This is a genomic window from Nocardia sp. NPDC051570 (assembly GCF_044454005.1).
In the GTDB taxonomy this organism is placed as follows: Bacteria; Actinomycetota; Actinomycetes; order Mycobacteriales; family Mycobacteriaceae; genus Nocardia.
On record NZ_JBITDI010000009.1, the window covers coordinates 22,876 to 46,554 of the forward strand.

A 23,679-nucleotide genomic window follows, 5' to 3' on the forward strand; every position below is an offset into this window, starting at 1 on the left:
CGGACTCCGGGTCATCGCCGACCCGGTCTCCCGGTCTCTGTCGACCCGGCTTCCAGATCTTCGATGATCCGGGCGAAGCCCGGGTTCGTTAGGTGCGATATGAGCTACAGTTCCGACACCGGCGGCGGGTTCGGGCGACCAACGGCCGGAATCGAATTCGGTGCCGTGGCCGCGTTCGCCGCAGCCTGGGAGACCGACGCTCGTCCCCCCGAGATCGCCGACTACCTCCCCGACGCCGACACGCTGCGGCTGCATGCGCTGATCGAGCTGATCCGGATCGACCTACGCCACCGCTGGCTGCGCCGGGCCACCGACCACGGATCCGAGCCGGCCGTCCTCGGAGCGGTGCGCAAGCGGCTGCACGAGTACTGCTCGGAATTCCCCGAGTTGGCGCCCGATCGAATTCCGGCCGGTCTGGTCTATGAGGAGTTCGTGATCCGCCGGCACAGTGGTGAACGGGTCGATCCGCGCGAATGCCTGCGCGAATATCCCGAACAGGCAACGCAATTACGCGACCTGCTCAATGCCGACGACGAGGACCAGAGCACCCGGCGCGCCGCCCCGGACTCGACCGCGACCTTCGCCGCGGCGACCGCCACAGGGACCGGCAACGCCGCCCGGACCACCACGGATCTGAGCCGACCGCCCGACACCGACGGCCTGGACAGCATCCGGGTCGGGCAGCGCATCGACGATTTCGATCTGCTGACCGGCCTCGGCAGCGGCGCCTTCGCCCGGGTGTTCCTGGCCCGCCAGCGCGCGCTGCAGCGGCTGGTCGCGGTGAAGATCTCCGCCGATCGCGGTACCGAACCGCAGACGCTGGCCCAGCTCGATCACGACTACATCGTGCGGGTCTTCGACCAGCGGCTGCTCGACGACCCGATCCTCGAGTCCGGGGTCGATCTCGGCGTGCGCCGACTTCGCCTGCTGTACATGCAGTTTCTGCCCGGCGGCACGCTGCTCGGCGCACTGCGCTGGGTGCGGGCCACCCCGCCCGCACAGCGCAGCGGGCAGTTGCTGCTCGACGCGGTCGACGCGGCGATGGAGGAGAAGGGTGAGATTCGCCCGACCGATTCCAGCGTGCGCGCCGAACTCGCGACGCTGTCGTGGCCGGAGACCGTGGCCTGGCTGGGCCGCCGCCTGGCCGAGGCGCTGGCCTATGCCGACAGCCAGGGTGTGTTGCACCGCGACGTCAAACCCGCCAATGTGCTGCTCACCGCCGAGGCCGTGCCGAAGCTGGCCGATTTCAACATCAGCTTCAGCCGCGGCCTCGAGGGCTCGAGTCCGGTCGCCTACTTCGGCGGATCGCTGTCGTACATGTCCCCCGAACAGCTCGAGGCCTGTCACCCCGGCTATCGCCGTACTCCCGGCGACCTGGACACCCGTGCCGATATCTATTCCCTGGGCGTGGTGCTGTGGGAATTGCTCACCGGGGCGAAGCCTTTCGACGACACCACCGCCGGCGAGTACGGCGATGTCACCACGCTGCAGCAGATGCTGAACCAGCGCTGGGCCGGGGTGGATCCGGCCGCGCTGCACCGCATTCCGCCGGATTGTCCGGCGGCGCTGCACCGGGTGCTGCTGACCTGTCTGGCGCCGGAGCGGGACGAGCGCTGGGGCGACGGTGCGGAATTGGCCCAGCAATTGGAGTTGTGCCTGGACGCGCGGGCCCGTGATCTGGTGGATCCGCCGCCGCACAGCTGGCGGTTTCGGTTGCGGCCGTGGCTGATTCTGGTGGTGCTCCTGGCCATCGGAGTTCCGAATGTCGTTGCCTCGCTGTTCAATATCCAGCACAACCGGACGCTGATCATCGACCGGCTCAGCGAGCCGGCGCAGCAGACGTTCATGATCGTCACCGCGGTCGTCAACGCGGTGTTCTTCCCGGTGGGAATCGCGGTGCTGGTGTACCTTTCGCGGTCGCTGCTCATGGTCCGCCGCGGGCTGCGCAAGGGGCGCGGCTACGATCCGCGGACGCTGGCCCGGGCCAGATCCGATGCGCTGCTGCTCGGTGATCGTGCTGTGCTGGTGGCGTTTTCGCTGTGGAGCGTGGCGGCGATCGTCTTCCCGGTGGCCTTGCAGCTGGTCAACGGCGGGGTCACGCTGCCGATACTGGTCCACTTCCTCTGGTCACTGCTGGTCTGTGGCGCGATGGCGGTCGCCTATCCGTTCTTCCTGGTGACGTTCTATATGGTGCGCAGCATCTTTCCGATCTTTCTGCGCCACGGTGACGTCGGTGTCGCCGAGGTGGAACGCCTGCGCCGACTGGACCGACGGAGCACGAGCTATCTGGCGGTGGCGGCCTCGGTGCCGCTGCTCGCCGTGGCGGGCGTGACTTTCCTTCCGTCCGAGGACATTCCGGGCGTGATCGTGACCGTGCGGTTCCTCTGCGTGGGCGCGATCGCCGCGTTTCTCATCGCCTATATGCTGTTCCGCGCGCTCGAGGCGGATCTGCGCGCGCTGGAGCGCGTGATCGCCCCCACGGCGGGGCGTGCCCCGGACTCGTCGCCGCGGGCGGGAAGATGAGGATATGAATACCGCCTCGGTGGCGACGGTCGCGCGCTTCGCCGCCGACTGGGAGACCGCCCTGCGTGAATCGCGCGCGGAGCCGCCGCCGCTGGCGCACTACATTCCCGACGGTGGGGTGGTCCGGCTGGCGATGCTGGCCGATCTGATCCGGATCGACCAGCGCCAGCGCTGGCGGCGGCGGGGCTCGGGCCGGCGAATGTCGGAATACGGCAAGGACTTTCCGGATCTGATCGGCACCGCACAATTCCTCGAGCTGGTGTGCGAGGAGTACGCGCTGCGCCGCCGATACGAGGCGATCGGATTGCGCGAGTTCTGCGAGGAGTATCCGGAGCAGGCCGCCCAGCTGCACCGCCGATTCGATGATTCCGATGCTGGGCCCGGGCGAGTGGAGGTCGTCACGGCGATGCCGATCGGGATCGAGGTCGGCATCCGGCTCGACGATTTCGATCTGCTCACCGAGCTGGGCGGCCGGATCTCCGCGAAGGTATTTCTCGCCCGGCAGCTGTCGATGCAACGCCTGGTGGCGTTGCGGGTCGAGGCGGGGGACGAGCACGATCCACGCCGGGTGGCCCAGCTCGACCATCAGTACATCGTGCGGGTCTTCGACCAGCGCGTGGTGGCCACGGTGAGTGCTGCGGCGTTGCGCCTGCAGTACATGCAGTATCTGCCCGGCGGCACCGGCGCCGATCTGCTGCGGCTGATCCGCTCGACCACGCCGCATGGCGGGGGCGTGTTGTTGCGCTCGGTGGACGAGGCGATGGAGGCTCGGGGAGAGATCCGGCCGACCGATTCCACTGTGCGGCACGAGATCTCGGCGCTGTCCTGGCCCGAGACCGTCGCATGGGTGGGCAGCCGACTCGCGGTGGCATTGGATTACGCCGCCCAGCACGGCGTTTCACACGGCGCGGTCAAACCGGCGAATGTGCTGTTCACCGCGGAGGGGGTGCCGAAGCTGGCCGACTTCGGCCGCGACGCCGCGCTCGCCATCGATCCGGAGGCGCTGCCGTATCAGGCCCCCGAACGCCTGGCCGCGCTGATCGATCCGGCCGCACCGACGCCGCAGGCCCACGTCGATCTGTTCGCCCTGGGTGTCCTGCTCTGGGAAATGCTCACGGGCGCCAGGCCGTTCGACGATCCGGCCGATGCCGATCCGGACCCGTTGACCAGCCTGCGGCGTGCGCACGACGCGGGCGTCGGCCCGGACGCGCTGGAGCGCCTCCCCGCGGATACCCCCGCGACCCTGCGACGGGTGCTGCTGCGCTGCCTGGATCCGGATCCGGTGCGGCGCTGGCAATCCGGATCCGAACTCGCCGGACAGCTGGAGTTGTGCCTGGACCAGCGGGCCCGGGATTTGGTGGATCCGCCGCCGAACAGTCTCCGGCATCGGGCACGTCGGTGGCCGCTGCTGATCGCGGCGCTCTGCGTCGGGGTGCCGAATCTGCTTGCCAGCCTGTACAACATCCGGCTCAATCAGATCTTGATCGTCGATCGGCTGGCGGCGGGGGATCAGCAGCGGTTCCAGACGGTTGCCCTCGTCAACAACGCGATCGCGTTTCCGCTGGCATCGGTGGTGATGTTGATGCTGTGCCGCCGGGCCTTGGTTGCGGCGCATCGACTTTCGCGTGGGCGCGGATATCCGGCGGGCGCACTGGCGCGGGCGCGGCGAGAGACGCTGTCGCTCGGGGACCGGCTGGTCTGGGTACCGTTCGGCATGTGGCTGCTGGCGGGGGTGTTGTGGCCGCTCGCCCTGATGTACACCGGTGTCGCGCTGCCGTCCCGGAACTTCGTGCAGTTCTATATCGCCCAGGTCGTCTGCGCGACCATCGCCCTGGCCTATCCGTTCTTCCTCGCCACGGTCTATGCCGTGCGTTCGCTGTATCCCCAGCTGCTGGTGGCCGGGCCGGTCGGTCCCGAGGACGGGCGGCAATTGGGCCGGCTGGCGCGGTGGAGCAATGGTTATCTGGCCGCGGCGGCCTCGGTGCCGCTGCTGGCGGTCGCCAGCGCGACGTTCGTTCCCGATGGGCAGCTGGGCCTGGTGGTCGGGCCCATGCGGACGTTGAGCGTGGGCGGCATCGTGGCATTCGTGCTGAGCTACTGGCTGTTTCGGCTGTCGGAGGTGGATCTGCGGGCCTTGATCCGCGCCGTCGGGCGAGGCGCGCGGTGAGCGCGCCGATCGGGCGGGTGGTGAATCTGTCGCATGTGCACGATCCGGCCACCACGCCGCTGTATCCGGGGGATCCGGCCTTCGTCGTCGAGACCGTGGCCGAGATCGACCGGGACGGCTACTACCTGCGCTATATCCGGCAGGGGGAGCATACGGGGACGCATTGGGGGGCACCGAGACATTTCGATCCGGAGGGACTGGCGGCGGACGAATTGGATCCGGCGGATCTACTGCTGCCCGCGGTGCGGGTCGATATGCGCGAGAGATGTTCGGGGAACCGGGATTACGCGATCACGGTGGATGATCTGCGGGACTGGGAGCGTGCGCACGGCCGGATCCCGGATCAGGCGGCGATCGTGGCGTGGACCGGATGGGATGCCCTCTGGGGTACGCCCGAATTCCTCGGGACCGGCGAATGCGCGGGGCACCAGCCCGGATTCGCGCCCGAGACCGTGCGCTGGCTGCTCGGCACCGGCCGCCTCGGTCGCCGCGGCGCGCTCGGCATCGACACCTTCGGGCCGGATCTGGGCACCGACGCGGAGTATCGGGTATCGCGGCTGTTGTATCGCGAGCACCGGATCAGCCTCGAATGCCTGGCCGATCTGGCGGCGCTGCCGCCCGTCGGCGCGTGGGTGCTGGTCGGCGGGCCGATCTATCGGGGCGGATCGGGCGGTCCGGCGGGCGTCCTCGCGCTGATCCCGGGGTAGTGTCGGGGCGGTGATCAGCGAGAATGCCGCTTGGTCCCTGGGCGCTCTGGCCGAGCGCGTATGGGCGCGGGCGCAGGGCCGCGGGCGGCGGTTCGTCCTGGGGATCGCGGGGCCGCCCGGTGCGGGGAAGTCGACCTTCGCCGCCGCGCTGCGCGATGCGGTGAATGCGCGGGCCGGGGCCGGAGCGGCCGAGGTGGCGCCGATGGATGGATTTCATGTCACCAATGCCGAGCTGCGGGTGTCGGGGGCGCTGCCGCGCAAGGGGGAGCCCGATACCTTCGATGTCGCCGCATATCTCGATCGGCTGCGGGCGGTGCGGGAAACTCCGGTGGGACAGCGGGTTTCGTGGCCGACTTACGACCGCGCACTGCATGAGCCGGTACCCGACGGCGTGACGTTCGATCGGCAGCCGCTCATCATCACCGAGGGCAACTATCTGCTGCTCGACGATTACGGCGGCGCCGGATGGTCGGCGGTGCGGGAATACCTCGACGAGGCCTGGTATCTGGACGCGCCGGTCGAGCAATTGCGAGAACGCCTGCTGGAACGGCATATTCGCGGCGGCAAGAGCGAGGCGTTCGCGCGGGACAAGGTGGCGCGCAGCGATCTGATGAATGTGGAGCTGGTGGCCAAGACGCGCGAGCGCGCCGATCTGGTGCTGCGTGCGGCCGGGCGGGACTATCTGGTGGAGTGAATCATTCCCGGTGCCGCATCCATTCGCGCGTGCCGAGGTACCCGCACGAGGCGGACGCCACCTCCGCCGCGTGGCGCAACGCGTCCGGAAATGCCTGTCCCGCAGCGTAATAGTGGCAGAACGCGCCGTGCAGCACATCGCCCGCGCCGAGGGTGTCGATCACCGGCGTCTCGGCGACCTCGATCTCACCGCGGCCGTCCGGCGTGACATAGCGAATCGGCTTGCCGCCGTGGGTGATCGCCGCATATCCGACCCCGAGCCCGCGCAGATGATCGAACAGATCCTCCGGTTCGACGCCGGGCGGGGCGAATGCCGCCGAGCAGATGGCGATATCGGTGAGCGGCAGCAGTTCGGCGTGGATCGCGCGCCAGCGCCCGGCGTCCAGCAACACCGGAACCCCGGCGGCCTTGGCGGCCGTGGCGAATCCGATCGCCAGCTCCGGATAGTGGCCGTCGATCAGCAGGACGGCCGCATCGTTGAGCGGGCCGAGCTGGCGCGGCTGGAACGGGGCCGAGATCTGTGAACCGTCCAGCGAGACGATCGTGCGGGTGCCGGCGCCGGTGGCGACCATGACCGAGGAGATGGGCGGGCGCTGGGCCCCGGCCGAGGTGACATCGACCGGTGCCACGCCGTGCTCGTCGAGATCGTGCCGAATCATCTGCGCCAGTTGATGCTCCCCGAGCGCGGTCACCAGCGCGGGCGTGCGGCCGGACAGGAAGGCATAGGCGACAGCGGCATTCGCGGCCGGACCGCCCGCACTCAGGAATGCCTCGCGGGCCTGGGTCTTGGTGTCCTCATCCGGATAGCGGTCCAGCGCATACGCGATATCCAGCGTTGCGAGACCTACGAATACCGCTGTCGCCATGTCTGCGACAGTAGCGAGATCACTGCGGCTCGGTGCGCACCCGCTGCTCGTAGGCCTTTCGCGCGCCCGCGTCGACCTGTTCGAGGAATGCGTGCTGGGAGCCGAAGACCCGGGCGACGGCATCGCCGATCGGCTCCGGCAACAGGCCGACCACCTGCGAGAGCAGGCCGGCGGCCCGGGTGACACGCACCTTCGAGCGCGGCTGCACCAGCAGTTTGGCGATGGCCTCGGCGATCTCCGCCGGTTCGGCCGGGCGCGGCATCAGCGGGGGCGTCGGGACACCGGAGATCAGTTCGGTTTTGGTCAGGGTCGGCAGCACCGACGAGAACGACAATCCGCTGCCGCGGTACTCCTCGCGCAGTGTGTCGGTGAAGCCGAGCACGGCATGTTTGGTGGCGTTGTAGGTGGCCAGGCCCGGGATATGGGTCTCACCCGCCAGCGAGGCGATGTTGATGATGTGCCCGCGGCCGCGCGGCAACATCCGCGCCAGCGCCAGCTTGGAGCCGAGGATCACGCCGTACACATTGATATCGAGCAGGCGGCGGGTCAGCGCGTCCGGTTCATCGATGACCTTGCCGGTCGGCATGATTCCGGCATTGTTGACCAGCACATCGATCGGCCCGAGCCGTCGTTCCACCTCGTCGAGGAAGGTACCGAACGACTGCTGATCGGTGACGTCGAGCCGTCCGTAATGATCGAAATCCCGTGCGGTGCCGGACTCCTTGACCGCCGTCTCGTCCACATCCCCGATGGCGATCTTCGCGCCGTATCGCTGCAGCGTGGTGGCGGTGGCCAGCCCGATGCCGCGGGCGCCGCCGGTGATCACCACGACCTTGCCGCGAATGATGCCGAAATCCGTCACTTGCCCTTACCTCCTACGGTATTGATGACATCCAGCACGCCGATCCGGCGCATGCCCCGCGCACCCGTGGCACGCATGGCCGTCAATGCGAGACCGAGTTTCGTTGTGCTGTAGGGGAACCAGAACGGTTCCTTCTTCTGGGTCGGCAGCATCGGCGTCGTAATCGCTTGTGCGCGACAGTATTTGCGCACCCCGGCCGCGCCGCCCCAGCGAGTGCCGATGCCGGACTGCTGCCAGCCGCCCATCGGCAGGGCGAAGTTGAACAGGTTGGCGAAGACGTCGTTGATATTCACCGCACCCGTATTCAATTGCCGCGCAAGGCGTTCCCCGCGGGCTTTGTCCCCGGTCCAGATCGACGCGGACAGGCCGTAGATCGAATCGTTGGCCAGGGCGACGGCCTCGGTCTCGTCGGCCACCTTCATCACCGGCAGGGTGGGGCCGAAGGTCTCCTCGGTCATACATGTCATCCGATGGTCGACGTCGACCAGGACGGTCGGCTCGAAGAAGGTGCCGATGCCTGTCGCCTTGCCGCCGGTCAGAGCCCGCGCGCCCTTGGCGAGTGCGTCCTCGACGTGGTTCGCGACGATGCTCTGCTGCGTCCGGTTCGCCAAAGCGCCGATATCGTAACGGGATCGGCGGTCATCGATGCCCTGACGCAGGCTGCGCACATGGTCGGTCAGCTTGGCGACGAATTCGTCGTAGACCGGCGCCTCGACGTAGACCCGTTCCACCGAGATGCAGACCTGACCGGCGTTGAACAGGCCGCCGAACGCGATTCCGTATGCGGCCCGGTCGATATCGGCGTCGGCGAGCACGATGGCCGGATCCTTACCGCCCAATTCCAGGCTGTAGGGAACGAGCCGGCGGGCGCACGCGGTCGCGATCGCGCGACCGGTGTCGGTGGACCCGGTGAACTGCACATAGTCGACGGTGTCGACCACGGCCGCGCCGGTCTCGCCCGCGCCGGTCACGACCGCGAATACCGGCGGGGCGCCGATCTCGGCCCAGCCGCGGGCCAATTCGAGCGCCGACAGCGGCGTCACCTCGGACGGTTTGAGCAGTACGGCCGCACCGGCGGCGAGTGCGGGAATGACATCGAGCGCGGGCATGGCCAGTGGGAAGTTCCACGGCGTGATCACCCCGACCACCGGATAGGGCCGGTAGACGGTGGTCAGCCGCTTGAGCCGGGCCAGCGGGCTGTGCGGGGCGGGATGTTCGTCGGCGAGGAACTTCGCGGCGCGGCGGGCGTAGTAGCCGACCAGATCGACCGCGAAGCTGGGATCGATGAGCGCGTCCATCCGCGGCTTACCGGTTTCCGACTGCAGCACATCGGCCAGCCGATCGGTGTTGTCGATCAGCCAGTCCTGCAGTTTCAGCAGCCACTCCTTGCGGCCCTCCGGCCCGATCGCCTCCCATTCCTGTTGGTACAGGCGCAATTCCCGCACCTTGGCGGCGACCGCGTCGGCCGGGGTGTTCGGCACCGTGCCCACCGGCTCGCCCGTCGCGGGGTTGAGCACCTCGATCTGGGTCGCGACGGTCGCCGGGCGCGGGGCGGTCGCGGTGGATGTGCGGGGAGTGGATTCGGCAGCGGTCTTGCGGGCTGTGGTCGTCTTCGGCTGCTCGGGAGCCGAGCCGGTATTGGTCACGATCTGCTCTCCCACGTGCGCGTCATTGCGGGGTTGTGAAGTGGTTCACTGAACTATGATCGTGACACAATTATGCGGCGACTTCTTGGCCGTGACGGTCAATGATCGCCCGATGTTTTGTACTTCGGACACAAATATGGAGGTGCGTCGATGACGGCTACGGGCACCGATCCGGTGGTGCGGCAGTGGATCACCGATTTCGTCGCCGAATCCCTGCGCACCGAAACTCTCGAGCAGATCGTGGACCGGCTCGACCGGGAGCTCGTCGCCCGCATGCCCGAACTGGCCGACCGCGATATCCGCCGCGATCTGGCGGCCAGCACCCATGCGCATGCGCTGGTGATGCTCGGCGGGCTGGCCCAGGATCGCGCCGACTATCCGGTGCCGCAGCAGGCGCACGACTTCGCCCGCACGCTGGCCCGGCGCGGTCACGATCTGCGGTTGCTGCTGCGGGTCTATCACCAGGGCCATCAGGCCGTCATGGACTACCTGACCGAACTGCTGGATCAACGGCAGCTGCCGTTCGATATCGAACGATCGGTCCTGATGCGGCTGTTCGACCGATCGCTGCGCTGGGTCAGCACCTCGGTCGAGGAGCTCACCGACACCTATATCGAGGAGCGCGAGCGCGGGCTGCGCGCGGCGCTGAATCAGCGCACCGAACTCGTGCGCGCGCTGCTGGCCGGGGCCGACGCCGATATCGATCAGGCCTCCGCGCGGCTGGGCTATCGGTTGGGCGGACGGCATCTGGCCTGTGTGCTGTGGACCGACGAGTCGATGCCGGGCTCGATGCCGCAGTCCGACAACGGTTTCGGTGCGGGCGTCGGCGACAGCGAGGTGCTGGGACTGCTCGACCGGACGGTCGCGCGGGTGGCGGCGGCGCTGGGCGGCGGCAGCGTCCTGACCGTGCCGGCCGGCGCCAGCGCGCTGTGGGCCTGGATCGCGGTGGAATCCGATGCGGTGCGCGTGCCCGCGATGATCGAGGCCCCGGTGCGGATCGCGATCGGCGCGCCCGCGGCGGGCATCGCCGGATTCCGCGACGGTCATCGCGAGGCGGTCGCGGCCCGTCAGGTCGCCGAGCGTGCGGCGGGGGAGATCGGCCGGATGCTGCACTATCCGGAGGTCGAGGTGGCCTATCTGGCCGGCGCCGACGAGGCGGCGATGCGGGCGCTGATCGCCCGGGAATTGGGTCCGCTGGCCGCGATGGATGTCAACTCCGCGCGGCTGCGCGAGACGCTGCACGCCTATCTGCGCTCGCATCGCAGCCCGGACGCGGCCGCGAAAAGGCTTGGTGTGCACAAGAACACCGTGCGCTATCGGATCCAGCGCATCGAGGAGCTGCTGACTCATCCGATCGAGCAGCGCAGTCTGCGGCTGGAGATCGCGCTCGAATGCGCCGCGGTGTACGGCGTGCGATAGCCGAAGCGAATCAGTCCGCGTTGGCCAGCCGTCGCAGTGGTGGTTCCGTCGTCGGGGGGACTCGGCGGTCCGGCAGCTCGGCCAGCAGTGCGGTGGTCGCCGCCGCCACCGCGGCCACCGCCTTGTCGAACGCGGGTTTGGTCGTGGAGGACAGGCCGGTCAGTCCACCGACCTTCCGCACGTATTGCTGTGCGGCCGCGTAGATTTCCTGCTCGGTCGCGGCCGGCTCCAGCCCGCGCAGGACGGTGATGTTTCTACACATGGCGCAGAGATTAGCCCTCGGTTCCGGCCCGCGACAGGGCAAGAATCTACAGATGTGAAACCTGTGTGTTGCGTGTGGCGCGTCTGGCGACTCGGCGTGACGCGCGTCTCCAAGGGGATGAGCGAACGTGGGACGCGTCTATGCGACACAATCGGTGATATGGCTGCCCGCGACGTGCCGACACTGACCACCTTCCCCTACGAGGAGCTGGACCGGCGCGAGGATGACCACTGGTCCGGTGCACAGGTCTCCGACGACGAGCTGCGCGCGCTGTCGCTGGGGGCGTTCTATTCGGCGCGCTGGGACGCGTTCCACGATGCGCTGCTGCTCGGCCCCGAGCGGGAACATCCGCTCGGCGACCGGCGCGAGCTGGCCATCGACACGCTCACCGGCGCCTGGGGCATCACCGATGCCACCGAGGCGATGGCGTCGATGGAACAGCTGCTGGACGGCATGCATTCACCGCTCTACGCGCTGGTGCATCCGCTGGTGATGGCCGGAATCAATTCGCCCGAACGGGACCGGTTCGGCGAGCGGGCCGATCGGCATCGGGCCTTCCTGCGGCAGGTCGGCTCGTTCCGTGGGATGGAGAATCCCGAGGCGTTGGTCCGCGATTACGACATCTGGTCTCAGGCCATCAAACTCGGCCTCACCGATCATCTGGTGCAGCCGCTGCCGGCCGATATCCAGGCGTGGGATCTGGCCCGCGTGGTCGCGGTGTCCCGGATGGCCTTCACCGCGGGCTATCTCGATGCCGATGTGGCCTGGGATTACGTCATGCGGGCCCTGCCCGCGGCCCAGCGCCGCTACCGCAATTGGCGGCAGTTCGGCGATTCCTATCTCACCGGCTGGACCTACTGGCAGGCCTGCGAGGACCTCGCCGAATTGAAGTCGGGCGGGGTGGATCGCCGCCTGGAACTGGTCCGCCTGTGGATGCGGCCCACCAGCCCCTGGCGGCGGATCTCGCTGCAACCGGTCGAGGACTAATCGGGCAGGGAGCGCAGGATTCCGCGGCCGTAGCGCTGGAACTGGGAATCGTCGACCATGCCGAGCGAATGCCGCTCGACCAGGAGCTCCCACTCCCCGTACAGATGCGACACACCGGGATCCGGCGGCGCGACGGCGCCGTCGGCGGATTCGCGCTGGATGGCGAAGGTCAGCGCGCCGACCACCCGCTCGGTATCGGCGCGGTCGGTGCCGGTGAAGCGCAGGATCGTATTGCCGTCGTATACCTCGATGCGCGACTCGCCGTCCTCGGCGTCGGTCGAGCGGGCCGACATGAGCGCCGCGACGGGTATCTCGTGGGCATAGCGCTCGCCCGGCCCGACGGAGACGAACAGCAGCCGCTCGGTGGTGACCGCGAGCAGGCCACGGCCCTGCCCGGCGGGCGGCTCGGCGGTGACCAACGCCGTCTCCAGCGCGAATTCCTCGGGCGTGACCAATCGATGCAGCGTGGTCACGGCCGTTCGGGTCTCGCGGCGCGGCGCCATCCGGCGCACCGCCCGATCCACATCGGCGCGGGTCGGGCCGGTCTTCTCCCAGACCGGGGCGGGCGGATTCAGGTCGGGCACGGACATATCGATGCGCTGGGTGGCCAGGATCTGGGTGTTGATCCGTTCCACGATCACGGTGGCCGCCGGCACGTCGTGTTCGGCGATCAACACCGGCAACGGGGTACGGTCGGCCGGAATGCCGGTCAGCAACGACGTGGGATACCGGAGATAGATCTCGATGACGACGGCATCATCGGTGCGACGGTTCAGCCGGACCTTGAGCAGGTCGGAGACCGGCACGTCGAGCACGCGCTCGCCGTCCGCGCCGGGTCTCAACACCTGCAGTCGACCGCCGCCGTGACGCAGTATCGCTGTGGGTGTCCGTAACTCGACTATGTCCATACCCCCTGCACTCGGGCTCTGTGTCGTCGATCACAATGGGACCTACATGTCATCATTGTGACCACTTGGTCCGACAGGAACGCACGATGTTCGTGTCGGTTCGAGCACAGATCGGGAACCACCGCTGTTCTCCGACCGTTTACTTGTCGAACTGCATAAGGTGCCGAACTGCGCGATGTATCGAGTAGACCGTACGCGGTAACGTGGCTTGTCCGCATCCGTTCGGTCGCACCCGGTCGGTCCGGATAGGGATACGGCTCCGCCCGATGCATCGTAGGCACGAACCGGAATTACCGGAAAGGACTGGCCCGCCGGCCGACGCTCTATGAACCGCAAGACAGTGTTTCGCAACCTGGCCATAGTCGCGGGCATCCTGCTCGTGATCTATCTGGTCAGCTATTTCAGCAACGACACGCGCGGCTGGAAGAACGTCGATACGTCCGTGGCGCTCACCCAGCTGCAGGACAAGGCCAACGTCAAACAAGTTCAGATCGATGACAAGGAGCAGCAGCTCCGCATCACCCTGAACAAGGGCAACGACGCGACCAGTGGCCAGGCCCAGATCATCGCGAAGTATCCGGGCGGCAGCGAGATCTCGTCCGAGATCCTCAAGGATGTCCAGGCCTCGGGCGCGCCCTACAACACCAGCGTCAAACAGGACAGCTGGTTCACCCAGGTGCTGCTGTTCGTGCTGCCGATGGTGGTGCTGCTCGGCCTGTTCATCTTCGTCATGGCCCGCATGCAGGGCGGTGGTCGCGGCGGCATGATGGGCTTCGGCAAGTCCAAGGCCAAACAGCTGTCCAAGGACATGCCCAAGACCACCTTCGCCGATGTCGCGGGCGCCGACGAGGCGGTCGAGGAGCTCTACGAGATCAAGGACTTCCTCCAGAATCCGGCCCGCTACCAGGCGCTGGGCGCGAAGATCCCGAAGGGTGTGCTGCTCTACGGCCCACCCGGCACGGGTAAGACGCTGCTCGCCCGGGCCGTGGCCGGTGAGGCGGGCGTGCCGTTCTTCACCATCTCCGGTTCGGACTTCGTGGAGATGTTCGTCGGTGTCGGCGCCTCGCGCGTGCGCGATCTGTTCGACCAGGCCAAGCAGAACAGCCCCTGCATCATCTTCGTCGACGAGATCGACGCCGTCGGCCGCCAGCGCGGCGCGGGCCTGGGCGGCGGCCACGACGAGCGCGAGCAGACGCTGAACCAGCTGCTGGTCGAGATGGATGGCTTCGGCGATCGCACGGGCGTCATCATCATCGCGGCCACCAACCGGCCCGACATCCTGGATCCGGCGCTGTTGCGGCCCGGTCGTTTCGATCGGCAGATCCCGGTCGGCAATCCGGACCTGGCCGGTCGCCGGTCGATCCTGCGCGTGCATTCGCAGGGCAAGCCGATCGCGCCCGACGCCGATCTGGACGGGCTGGCCAAGCGCACGGTCGGCATGTCCGGCGCGGATCTGGCCAACGTCATCAACGAGGCCGCGCTGCTCACCGCGCGCGAGCACGGCAGCATGATCACCGGGGCCGCGCTCGAGGAGTCGGTCGACCGCGTCATCGGCGGTCCGCGGCGCAAGAGCCGCATCATCAGCGAGCACGAGAAGAAGATCACGGCCTATCACGAGGGCGGTCACACCCTGGCCGCCTGGGCGATGCCCGATATCGAGCCGGTCTACAAGGTCACCATCCTGGCCCGCGGCCGCACCGGCGGTCACGCCATGACCGTGCCCGAGGACGATAAGGGTCTGATGACCCGATCGGAGATGATCGCCCGCCTGGTGATGGCGATGGGCGGCCGCGCGGCCGAGGAACTGGTGTTCCACGAGCCGACCACGGGCGCCTCCTCCGATATCGATCAGGCCACCAAGATCGCCCGTGCGATGGTCACCGAATACGGCATGAGCGCGCGCCTGGGCGCGGTGCGCTACGGCCAGGAGCAGGGTGATCCGTTCCTGGGTCGCTCGATGGGCATGAGCTCGGACTACTCGCACGAGGTCGCCCGCGAGATCGACGAGGAGGTGCGCAATCTCATCGAGGCCGCGCACACCGAGGCGTGGGCCATTCTCAACGACTATCGCGATGAGCTGGACGCGCTGGCCACCGCGCTGCTCGAACGGGAGACGCTGCACCGCAAGGATCTCGAGACGGTCCTGTCCACGGTCGAGAAGCGCCCGCGCATCACGGCATTCAACGACTTCGGCGATCGCGTCCCGTCGGATCGGCCGCCGGTGAAGACCCCGCGCGAGCTGGCCGCCGAGCGCGGCGAGCCGTGGCCCGACGAGGCGGCGACCCCGGCGGTCGAGAAGCCTGCCGCGCTGCCGGTTCCGGCCAACGGCTATCCGCCGGAGAGCGGCTATCAGCAGCAGCCCGCCTACGGCTATCCGCAGCCGAGCGGCTATCCACTGCCCGGCAATACCGCCGGCTATCCGCGTCAGGGTGGCGGCGGCACGCACGGCTCGCGGCCCGATTACGGTGCCCCGGCCGGCTGGTCGGCGCCGGGCTGGCCGCCGCAGGAGGATGCGCAGTCCGGTCAGCAGGGTTATGGCACACCGGGTGGTCAGTCGCCGAGCGGCTGGGCGCCGGCCGGCGGTCAGCGGTACGGCCGCCCGGCCTGGAATCCGCAGGGTGAGCAGGATGGCCCGGGCCATACCTCGCCCAACGGCGAGGGCGAGGGCGGCGACTGGGACGGGCCGAACGGTCGGCATTGACCGGCCGGTGATTAGGCTCGACGGTCGAGGTGCCGAGAGGTAGGCGGCGCCGGTTGCGGCCGGCGTCGATCGGCACCATGAACACAGATTTTGGAGGTGTCCTCGAGTGTCGGCCAACAACCGTGTCGTCGAAGCATCCGATGCGGCGTCCACGCCGATCGCGCTCGACACCGGCCGTCCCTTCGACCGGGAACGTGCGGAGGCGGCGGTCCGCGAACTGCTGCTCGCGATCGGTGAGAACCCCGATCGTCCGGGGCTGATCGAGACCCCGGGCCGCGTCGCGCGCGCCTATCGTGAGATGTTCGCCGGCCTTTACGTCGAACCGGATTCGGTGCTGAACACCACCTTCGACGAGGGGCATCAGGAACTGGTTGTGGTGCGCGACATTCCGATGTTCTCGACCTGCGAACATCATCTCGTGTCGTTCCACGGTGTCGCGCATGTCGGCTACATCCCGGGCAAGCACGGGCGGGTCACCGGCCTGTCCAAGCTGGCCCGGGTGGTCGATCTGTATGCCAAGCGCCCTCAGGTGCAGGAGCGGCTGACCAGCCAGATCGCCGACGCGCTCATGCGCAAGCTGGATCCGCGCGGCGCGATCGTGATCATCGAGGCCGAACATCTATGCATGGCGATGCGCGGCATCCGCAAGCCCGGCGCGAGTACCACCACCTCGGCGGTGCGCGGTCTGCTGCAGAGCAGTGCCACCTCGCGCGCCGAGGCCCTCGATCTGATCCTGCGGAAGTGAGTGAGCGGGCCGTGTCCGGACGACTCGTCACCCCGCGCGGCGGGCGCTCCTGTGTGGTGATGGGCGTGGTCAACGTCACCAGCGATTCGTTCTCCGACGGCGGGCGATATCTGGATCCGGCGCTGGCCGTCGCGCACGGCATCGCGCTGCACGCGGCCGGCGCCGATATCGTCGACGTGGGCGGGGAATCGACCCGGCCCGGCGCCGTACGCATCGATCCCGAGACCGAGGCGGCGCGGGTGGTTCCGGTCATCCGCGAACTGGTCGCGGCGGGCGTGCCGACCAGTGTGGACACCATGCGCGCACCGGTGGCCGAGGCCGCGGTCGCCGCGGGGGCGTCGGTGGTCAACGATGTCTCGGGCGGGCGCGCGGATCCGGATATGGTGAAAGTCGTTGCCGCGGTCGAGGTTCCGTGGATTCTCATGCATTGGCGCGCGGGCGCGGACTATCGCCACACCGGCCCGGCCGACCGGTACGACGATGTCGTCACCGAGGTGCTGGACGAGCTGTCCATGCAGGTGGATCTGGCCATGGCCGCCGGGGTCCATCCCGATCGGCTGGTGCTCGATCCGGGCCTGGGCTTCGCCAAGAACGCCGAGCACAACTGGGCGTTGCTGGGCGCGCTGCCCGAGCTGACCGCGCGCGGCCTGCCGATTCTGATCGGCGCCTCCCGCAAGCGGTTCCTGGGTTCGCTGCTGGCCGACGAGCGCGGACCGCGCCCGCCGGACGGCCGGGAGACCGCCACCGCCACCATCTCGGCGCTGGCCGCGCGGCACGGCGCCTGGGGTGTGCGGGTGCACGACGTGCGGGCCTCCGTGGATGCAATCGCCGTCGCCGACGCCTGGCGGCGCGCGGAACGAGTTCGACAGGGAGCCGAGTGAGTACCGATCGCATCGAACTGCGCGGGCTGCGCGCTTACGGGTATCACGGCTGCTTCGATTTCGAGCGCCGCGACGGTCAGGAATTCGTCGTCGACCTCACCCTGTGGCTGGACTTCGCGAAAGCCGCCGCCTCCGACGAGCTTTCGGCCACCGTCGACTACGGCGAGCTGGCCGGGCGCGCGGTCGCCATCGTGACGGGCCCGCCGCGCAATCTGATCGAGACGGTCGTATCCGAGATCGCCGACGAGGTCCTGACCGATCCCCGTGTCGCCGCGGCGGAGGTGGTCGTCCACAAGCCGTCGGCCCCGATTCCGCACACCTTCGCCGATGTCCGGGTGGTCGCCACTCGCCACCGTGAGGTGGAGGCATGAGTCGCGCGGTGTTGTCGATCGGGTCGAATCTGGGTGACCGGGTGGCCCATCTGCGGGGCGTCGCCGACGCGTTCGCACCGCATCTGGTCGTGGTGTCGTCGGTGTATTCGACACCGCCCTGGGGTGGGGTTCCGCAGCAGGACTATCTGAACGCCGTTCTGGTGGTGGACGATCCGGCCGCCGAGGCGTGGGATTGGCTGCGGCGCGGACAGGAGCTCGAGCAGGCCGCCGGGCGGGTGCGTGAGATGCGTTGGGGCGCGCGGACTCTCGATGTGGACGTCATCTGGTGCGCCGAGGGGGCGCGGGTGGTGCGCAGCGTCGATCCCACGCTGACCCTGCCGCATCCGCAGGCGCACAACCGGGCCTTCGTGCTGGTGCCCTGGCTCGAGGTGGAGCCCGAGGCGGTGCTCGAGACGCAGGGGCGGGCCCGGCCGGTCCGGGACTGGCTGGCGGAGTTGGACGCCGCCGAGATCGACGGCGTGCGCCGCACCGAACTCACCCTGCGAGCGGCCCGGTCATGAATGTGATGAAGCCGACGCGGGCACTGGATCTGACCGCGAACGTGCTGGTGGCCGCGGTCGTGGCGTGGATCGCCACGCGCTGGGCCTATTCCAGCTTCCCGCCGATCACGGTGATCGCGGGCGCCTCGCTGTATCCGGTGGCCGCGCTGGAGGCCGTGCTGGCCTTCGTGATTCGCACCCGCGTCCACGACGACCGCATCGGCGACGGGCCCAAACAGCTGCATCCGATCACCGCCGCGCGGGCGGTCGCGCTGGCCAAGGCCTCGGCGCTGGTGGGCTCGCTGGCCGCGGGGGTGTGGCTGGGCTTTCTGATCTGGGTGTTCCCGCAGCGGTCCACGCTGCGCGCGGCCGAGGCCGATACTCCGGGTGCGATCGTGGGTCTGATCGCCGGGCTGGCCCTGGTCGCCGCGGCGCTGTGGCTGGAGTATTGCTGCCGTGCGCCCGATGAACCACCGGACGAACCAGCAACCCCTTAGCTAATGTTCTTGCCGGAATCACCGCCCCGGCTTCGAGCCGGAAGCTGTCAACCGAGCTATCCTCGCGGTCATGGTTTCACCCGCCCGTAGCAGTACTTCCCGTAGACGGCGGGATGACGCGGGAAAGTTGGTCGTCGGAGCGCTCATCCTGCTCGGCCTGATTGCCAGCGTGTTTCTGATTTTCAGTAACAGCTTGCAATTGGTCCGGGTCGGTCTGGTTGTCGCGTTATGGGCGGCGGTGATCGGCGCATTGGCCGCGACCCGCTATCGGCGCGAGGCCGCGGTCGATCAGGCCAAGGCCCGTGACCTGCGGACGGTGTACGAGTTGCAGCTGGAGCGAGAGATCAGCGCGCGCCGCGAATACGAGCTGACCGTCGAGGCGCGGGTGCGCCGCGAGGTCGGCGCCGACGCCACCGAACTGGCCGCGCTGCGCGGTGAGCTGGCCGTGCTCCGGGAGAGCCTGCAGCGGCTGTTCGACGGCGACCTGCCGAATCAGCGACCGGCGCTCCATGCCGACGCGATCCGGATCCAGGAACTCCCCAGCGCCGATACGGCGAACGATAACTCGCGCGAAACCGACACCTGGGACGCCTGGAACGCGCCCGCGGTGCCGCTGAACGTGACGCCCGTCTTCGAATCCGATCATCCCGAACCACCCGCCTTCGCCAGCCCCTACGACGATCCGGTGACCGCCGAGACCGCCGTGGTGTCGCCGGAGCCCGTCGAATCCGATTCGGCGCGAGCCGAAGACGAACCACCCGCACCCGAGCGCCGCGGTTCGGTCGGTGCGTCGGGCTCCCGGCGTCGCCGTCGGGCCGAGGCCGAGGACGGCGAGACCTATCCCGGGCGCAGGCTGTCGGTCGCCGAGATCATGGCCAACCTGCGCTCCGAACAGAGCGGGCGCTGAGGTGAATATCACCGGGCCCGGCTCTGTGCGCGCCGTGGCGGCCGCCCTATTCTCGACTCGGTAACGTCCGGTACCCGCACAGCGGGACTGGAACGACATCGAGAGGACAATGGTGACCTCGGATAACTCTGGGAGTGACCCTGCGCCTGCACGATTGACGGTGGGAATCGTCTCGGCGGGACGCGTGGGCTCGGCATTGGGTGTGGCACTCGAACGCGCCGGTCACGTCGTATTCGGCGTCGCCGCGATCTCCGATGCCTCGGTGCAGCGCGCCCGGACCAGGCTGCCGGATTCGAGGATCCTGCCGGCGGAGAAGGTGGCCGCGCGCAGCGAGCTGCTGGTGCTCGCGGTGCCCGATAGCGAATTGGCCGGTCTGGTAAGCGGTTTGGCGTCTGCGGGTGCGGTGCGCCCGGGCACGATCGTGCTGCATACCTCGGGCGCGAACGGGATCGGCGTGCTGGCCCCGCTGACCGAGCGCGGCGCCCGCCCGCTGGCGGTGCATCCGGCGATGACCTTCACCGGCCACGACGAGGACATCGCCCGGCTGGGCAACGCCTGCTTCGGCGTCACCGCCACCGATGAGGTCGGCTATGCGATCGCGCAATCGCTGGTGATCGAGATGGGCGGCGAGCCGGTGCGGGTGCTCGAGGAACATCGCGCGCTCTATCACGCCGCCCTCGCGCACGGCAGTAATCATCTCGTCACGCTCATCGTGGACGCGGTGGCCGCGCTGCGCTCCGCGCTCATGGGTCCCGGACTGCTCGGCCAGCAGCTGGTCGACGATCAGCCGAACGGCCTGGCCGAACGCATGCTCGCGCCGCTGGCCTCGGCGGCGCTGGACAATGCGCTGCGCCGCGGGCAATCCGCGCTGACCGGTCCGGTCGCGCGCGGCGATGCCGCCGCGGTCGCGGCCCATCTCACGGCCCTGACCGAGGTCGATCCCCGGCTGGCCGCGGGCTATCGCGCGCTGTCGCTGCGCACGGCCGAGTTGGCCAATGCCGACCCCGCTCTGATTGATTTGCTGGAGGAACGCTGATGTCCGATCCGAACGCCCGGCTGCTGGCGCTGCGCGGTTCCTATAAACCCGGCGAGCTGACCCTGCTGCACGATCCGGCCACGGTGTCGGCCGTGACGACCGCACTGCGCTCGGTCGGCCGCAAGGTCGCGCTCGTGCCGACGATGGGTGCGCTGCACGAGGGACATCTGGAATTGGTGCGCCTGGCCAAGCGGACCAATCAGACCGTAATCGTGTCGATCTTCGTCAATCCGCTGCAGTTCGGCGCGAACGAGGATCTCGACAAGTATCCGCGCACCCTGGACACCGATATCGAACTGCTGCGCGGTGAGGGCGTGGAACTGGTCTTCGCGCCGAGCGCGGCACAGATGTATCCCGACGGGCCGCGCACCTCGGTACACCCCGGACCGCTGGGCGCGGAACTGGAGGGCCGCAGCCGCCCGACGCATTTCGCCGGTGTGCTGACCGTGGTCGCCAAGCTGTTGCAGATCGTCCGCCCGCATGAGGCGTTCTTCGGTGAGAAGGACTATCAGCAGCTGACGCTGATCCGAGAGCTGGTGCGGGACTTAAACTTCGATGTGCGGATCGTTCCGGTCGCCACCGTCCGCGAGCACGACGGGCTGGCCATGTCCTCGCGCAACCGTTTCCTCGATCCGCGGCAGCGCGAGGTGGCGACGACGCTGTCGGCGGCGCTGGCCGCCGGTCGGCATGCCGCCCCACTCGGCGCGGACGGTGTGCTCGCGGCCGCGCGGGCGGTGCTGGCGAGCGAGCCCGATCTCGAGCTCGACTATCTCGAATTGCGCAGGGCCGATCTGGGTGAGATCCCCGCGAGCGGCAATGCCCGCCTGTTGATCGCCGCCCGCGTCGGTACGACCCGGCTCATCGACAATCTGGCCGTCACCGTCGGCGTTCCGCTGGACGGCCATCCGGCCACTCCCGATGCCGTTCCGGCACAAGCGCTCTCGTAAGGAAGGCGACGACGATGTTGCGCACCATGATGAAATCCAAGATCCACCGCGCCACGGTGACGCATGCCGACCTGCATTACGTCGGCTCGGTGACCGTGGATCCGGATCTGATGGACGCCGCCGATCTGCTCGAGGGTGAGCAGGTCTGCATCGTCGACATCACCAACGGCGCCCGGCTCGAGACCTATGTGATCGCGGGCGAACGCGGGTCCGGCGTCATCGGAATCAACGGCGCCGCAGCGCATCTCGTCCATCCGGGCGATCTGGTGATCCTGATCGCCTACGGCATGATGGACGAGGCCGAAGTGCGCGAGTACCAGCCCCGCGTCGTCTTCGTCGACGAGCGCAACCGGCCCGTGGAATCGGGTTCGGATCCGGCGCACGCGCCGGCGGGGTCGGGTCTGTCCTCGCCCCGCGACCTCACCTTCGCGTGAGCGGCGGGTTCCGGCGATGCTGCTGACCATCGATGTCCGCAACACCAGCATCGAGCTGGGATTGTTCTCCGGCAGCGGCTCGCACGCGAAGCTGGTGGACACCTGGCGCATGCATACCAATCCGCTGCTGACTGCCGACGAATTCGCCATGCACGTGCGCGGATTGGTGGGCGATCGGCTCGATGAGGTGGTCGGCGTCGCGGCGCTGTCCACCATGGCGCCGGTGCTGCGCGAACTGCGGACCATGCTGACCCGATACTGGGGCGCGGTGCCGCATGTGCTGGTCGAACCGGGCGTGCGCACGGGAATCCCACTGCTGGTGGACAATCCGAAGGAGGTGGGCGCCGACCGGATCGTCAACTGTCTGGCCGCGTACCACCGCTTCAACTCCGCCGCCATCGTCGTCGACTTCGGCCCCGCCGCCATCTGCGTCGATCTGGTCTCGCCCAAGGGCGAATTCCTCGGCGGCAGTATCGCGCCCGGTGTGGAGATCGCGACCGAGGCGCTGGTGGCCCGCACGGCCCTGCGCCGCGCGGAGCTGACCCGCCCGCGGTCGGTGATCGGCAAGAACAGCCTCGAATGCATTCAGTCCGGCGCGGTCTTCGGCTTCGCGGGCCTGGTCGATGGCCTGATCGACCGCATCCGCGACGAGGTCGACAGCCTCGCCGGGGATGAGGTGGCCGTCGTGGCCACGGGCATCACGGCGCCACTGATCGTCCCCGAATCGGAGACTATCGACCATCATGAGCCGCATCTGACGCTGGACGGTCTGCGGCTGGTGTACGAGCGCAATCAGCAGCGGCGGCGTTGACCATCGGGGCACGAGGCGCGGTCGTGTGGGGAACCCAACACGGGACTTGTGCGAGACCGGGTCGCTGCTAGACTTTCGCCCGTGTCTTATCGCGTGAGCATTCAGGAGTGTTGTCGGGGCTGATTCGCCTCGACCGATGTCGGGGCTTCGTATTCCCCGGCCATCCACTTCTCCTGGAGCTTCGCTCATGCGTTCCTCTGTCATTACCCCCGTGCACAACTCCCTCGGCGCCGTGGCGCCCGCTCGCCTCGCCTCCGAGGTCACCGAGCGCGCGGTCGCCTCGGCATTGCCCACCCGGTTACGGCCGGCCGATCTGCTGCGGCTGACCGATGAGGGCGCCGAGGACGTGCTGGCCGGTCGCTATGATCATCTGCTGCCTGCCGATGGCCGCTGGCCCACCGATAATCGTTGGGCCACAAGACTTTCCGCCGATGACGAGGTGGACGTCTGGTTGATCGGGTGGGTGCCGGATCAGTCCACCGAACTGCACGATCACGCCGGTTCGATGGGTGCGCTGACCGTCCTGTCCGGGGCGCTGTCGGAATATCGGTGGAACGGCCGGGAATTGCGCAACCGCACCCTCACTGCGGGCGACCAGGCGTCGTTCCCGCTGGGCTGGGTGCACGACGTGGTGCGCGCGCCCGACCAATTCGCCGGTGCGCCGACGCCGGACAATCCCACGCTATCCGTGCACGCCTATTCACCGCCGCTCACCGCCATGTCCTATTACGAGGTCACCGGCCACGCCACGCTGCGCCGGACCAAGACCGTCCTCACCGATCAGCCGGAAGGCGATGCGAAATGACCCA

Annotated in this window: 23 protein-coding genes; 18 read left to right on the forward strand and 5 right to left on the reverse strand. The window is 68.5% G+C overall.

The features are described from left to right. The first annotated feature begins 99 nt into the window (after nt 1-99). Genes ACIA76_RS22935 through ACIA76_RS22950 form a run of 4 tightly spaced genes read left to right on the forward strand, consistent with a single transcriptional unit; the run spans nt 100 to nt 6,091 of the window. The gene (locus ACIA76_RS22935) at nt 100-2,523 is read left to right on the forward strand and encodes a serine/threonine-protein kinase (RefSeq protein ID WP_397153900.1); all 2,424 of its coding nucleotides are present in this window, start codon (nt 100-102) and stop codon (nt 2,521-2,523) included. Between the two features lie 4 nt (nt 2,524-2,527). Further along, a complete protein-coding gene (locus tag ACIA76_RS22940; protein WP_397153901.1) occupies nt 2,528-4,690 on the forward strand; it encodes a protein kinase in 2,163 nt (720 codons plus the stop codon). Further along, nucleotides 4,687-5,397, forward strand: coding sequence for a cyclase family protein (locus ACIA76_RS22945; RefSeq protein ID WP_397153902.1), 711 nt, complete (start codon nt 4,687-4,689; stop codon nt 5,395-5,397). Before ACIA76_RS22940 ends, ACIA76_RS22945 begins: the two co-directional genes overlap by 4 nt. 10 nt (nt 5,398-5,407) lie before the next feature. After that, nucleotides 5,408-6,091, forward strand: coding sequence for a nucleoside/nucleotide kinase family protein (locus ACIA76_RS22950; RefSeq protein ID WP_397153903.1), 684 nt, complete (start codon nt 5,408-5,410; stop codon nt 6,089-6,091). 1 nt (nt 6,092) lies between these two features. Here the strand turns inward: ACIA76_RS22950 and ACIA76_RS22955 are convergent, their stop codons facing one another. From ACIA76_RS22955 to ACIA76_RS22965, 3 genes are read right to left on the reverse strand one after another with little or no spacing between them, the layout of a single operon-like run. Further along, nucleotides 6,093-6,956: a PfkB family carbohydrate kinase gene (locus tag ACIA76_RS22955; protein ID WP_397153904.1), complete on the reverse strand. Its 864-nt coding sequence runs from the start codon at nt 6,954-6,956 to the stop codon at nt 6,093-6,095. A gap of 19 nt (nt 6,957-6,975) precedes the next feature. Beyond that, nucleotides 6,976-7,818: an SDR family oxidoreductase gene (locus ACIA76_RS22960; RefSeq protein ID WP_397153905.1), complete on the reverse strand. Its 843-nt coding sequence runs from the start codon at nt 7,816-7,818 to the stop codon at nt 6,976-6,978. Continuing rightward, nucleotides 7,815-9,479, reverse strand: coding sequence for an aldehyde dehydrogenase family protein (locus ACIA76_RS22965; protein ID WP_397153906.1), 1,665 nt, complete (start codon nt 9,477-9,479; stop codon nt 7,815-7,817). Before ACIA76_RS22965 ends, ACIA76_RS22960 begins: the two co-directional genes overlap by 4 nt. A gap of 135 nt (nt 9,480-9,614) precedes the next feature. Between ACIA76_RS22965 and ACIA76_RS22970 the strand changes: the two genes are divergently transcribed. After that, nucleotides 9,615-10,883 (forward strand): PucR family transcriptional regulator, encoded by a 1,269-nt coding sequence (locus ACIA76_RS22970; RefSeq protein ID WP_397153907.1) that lies wholly within the window; start codon nt 9,615-9,617, stop codon nt 10,881-10,883. 10 nt (nt 10,884-10,893) lie between these two features. Here the strand turns inward: ACIA76_RS22970 and ACIA76_RS22975 are convergent, their stop codons facing one another. Beyond that, entirely contained in the window at nt 10,894-11,145 is a 252-nt protein-coding gene (locus ACIA76_RS22975; protein ID WP_397153908.1) for a DUF2277 domain-containing protein, read from the reverse strand. Nucleotides 11,146-11,304: 159 nt separating this feature from the next. On the opposite strand from ACIA76_RS22975, the gene ACIA76_RS22980 reads away from it, so the two are divergent. Continuing rightward, on the forward strand, nt 11,305-12,132 hold the full coding sequence (locus ACIA76_RS22980) for a DUF1266 domain-containing protein (RefSeq protein WP_397153909.1): 828 nt from the start codon (nt 11,305-11,307) through the stop codon (nt 12,130-12,132). On the opposite strand, the gene ACIA76_RS22985 is transcribed toward ACIA76_RS22980, so the two are convergent. Further along, a complete protein-coding gene (locus ACIA76_RS22985; RefSeq protein WP_397153910.1) occupies nt 12,129-13,040 on the reverse strand; it encodes a hypothetical protein in 912 nt (303 codons plus the stop codon). The genes ACIA76_RS22980 and ACIA76_RS22985 overlap by 4 nt on opposite strands. 325 nt (nt 13,041-13,365) lie before the next feature. On the opposite strand from ACIA76_RS22985, the gene ftsH reads away from it, so the two are divergent. From ftsH to ACIA76_RS23045, 12 genes are all read left to right on the forward strand, one after another. Beyond that, complete coding sequence (gene ftsH / locus ACIA76_RS22990) at nt 13,366-15,741, forward strand: ATP-dependent zinc metalloprotease FtsH (RefSeq protein ID WP_397153911.1); 2,376 nt, start codon at nt 13,366-13,368, stop codon at nt 15,739-15,741. A gap of 106 nt (nt 15,742-15,847) precedes the next feature. Beyond that, nucleotides 15,848-16,486 carry a GTP cyclohydrolase I FolE gene (gene folE, locus ACIA76_RS22995; RefSeq protein WP_397153912.1) on the forward strand — a complete coding sequence of 213 codons (639 nt, stop codon included), beginning with the start codon at nt 15,848-15,850 and terminating at the stop codon, nt 16,484-16,486. Between the two features lie 59 nt (nt 16,487-16,545). Continuing rightward, nucleotides 16,546-17,367: a dihydropteroate synthase gene (gene folP, locus ACIA76_RS23000; protein ID WP_397154493.1), complete on the forward strand. Its 822-nt coding sequence runs from the start codon at nt 16,546-16,548 to the stop codon at nt 17,365-17,367. Next, nucleotides 17,364-17,738, forward strand: a complete 375-nt coding sequence (gene folB, locus ACIA76_RS23005; RefSeq protein WP_397153913.1) for a dihydroneopterin aldolase — start codon at nt 17,364-17,366, stop codon at nt 17,736-17,738. The genes folP and folB overlap by 4 nt, the downstream gene beginning before the upstream one ends. After that, the gene (folK, locus tag ACIA76_RS23010) at nt 17,735-18,259 is read left to right on the forward strand and encodes a 2-amino-4-hydroxy-6-hydroxymethyldihydropteridine diphosphokinase (protein WP_397153914.1); all 525 of its coding nucleotides are present in this window, start codon (nt 17,735-17,737) and stop codon (nt 18,257-18,259) included. The genes folB and folK overlap by 4 nt, the downstream gene beginning before the upstream one ends. A gap of 5 nt (nt 18,260-18,264) precedes the next feature. Beyond that, nucleotides 18,265-18,735, forward strand: coding sequence for a DUF3180 domain-containing protein (locus ACIA76_RS23015; RefSeq protein ID WP_397154495.1), 471 nt, complete (start codon nt 18,265-18,267; stop codon nt 18,733-18,735). Nucleotides 18,736-18,928: 193 nt separating this feature from the next. After that, nucleotides 18,929-19,642: a DUF6779 domain-containing protein gene (locus ACIA76_RS23020; protein WP_397153915.1), complete on the forward strand. Its 714-nt coding sequence runs from the start codon at nt 18,929-18,931 to the stop codon at nt 19,640-19,642. 112 nt (nt 19,643-19,754) lie between these two features. Further along, the gene (locus ACIA76_RS23025; RefSeq protein WP_397154496.1) at nt 19,755-20,678 is read left to right on the forward strand and encodes a Rossmann-like and DUF2520 domain-containing protein; all 924 of its coding nucleotides are present in this window, start codon (nt 19,755-19,757) and stop codon (nt 20,676-20,678) included. Further along, nucleotides 20,678-21,625, forward strand: coding sequence for a pantoate--beta-alanine ligase (panC, locus tag ACIA76_RS23030; RefSeq protein WP_397153916.1), 948 nt, complete (start codon nt 20,678-20,680; stop codon nt 21,623-21,625). Before ACIA76_RS23025 ends, panC begins: the two co-directional genes overlap by 1 nt. 14 nt (nt 21,626-21,639) lie before the next feature. Next, nucleotides 21,640-22,059, forward strand: coding sequence for an aspartate 1-decarboxylase (panD, locus tag ACIA76_RS23035; RefSeq protein ID WP_397153917.1), 420 nt, complete (start codon nt 21,640-21,642; stop codon nt 22,057-22,059). A 16-nt stretch (nt 22,060-22,075) separates the two neighbouring features. Continuing rightward, nucleotides 22,076-22,870 (forward strand): type III pantothenate kinase, encoded by a 795-nt coding sequence (locus tag ACIA76_RS23040; RefSeq protein WP_397153918.1) that lies wholly within the window; start codon nt 22,076-22,078, stop codon nt 22,868-22,870. 187 nt (nt 22,871-23,057) lie between these two features. After that, complete coding sequence (locus tag ACIA76_RS23045; protein WP_397153919.1) at nt 23,058-23,675, forward strand: cysteine dioxygenase; 618 nt, start codon at nt 23,058-23,060, stop codon at nt 23,673-23,675. Nucleotides 23,676-23,679: the final 4 nt, after the last annotated feature.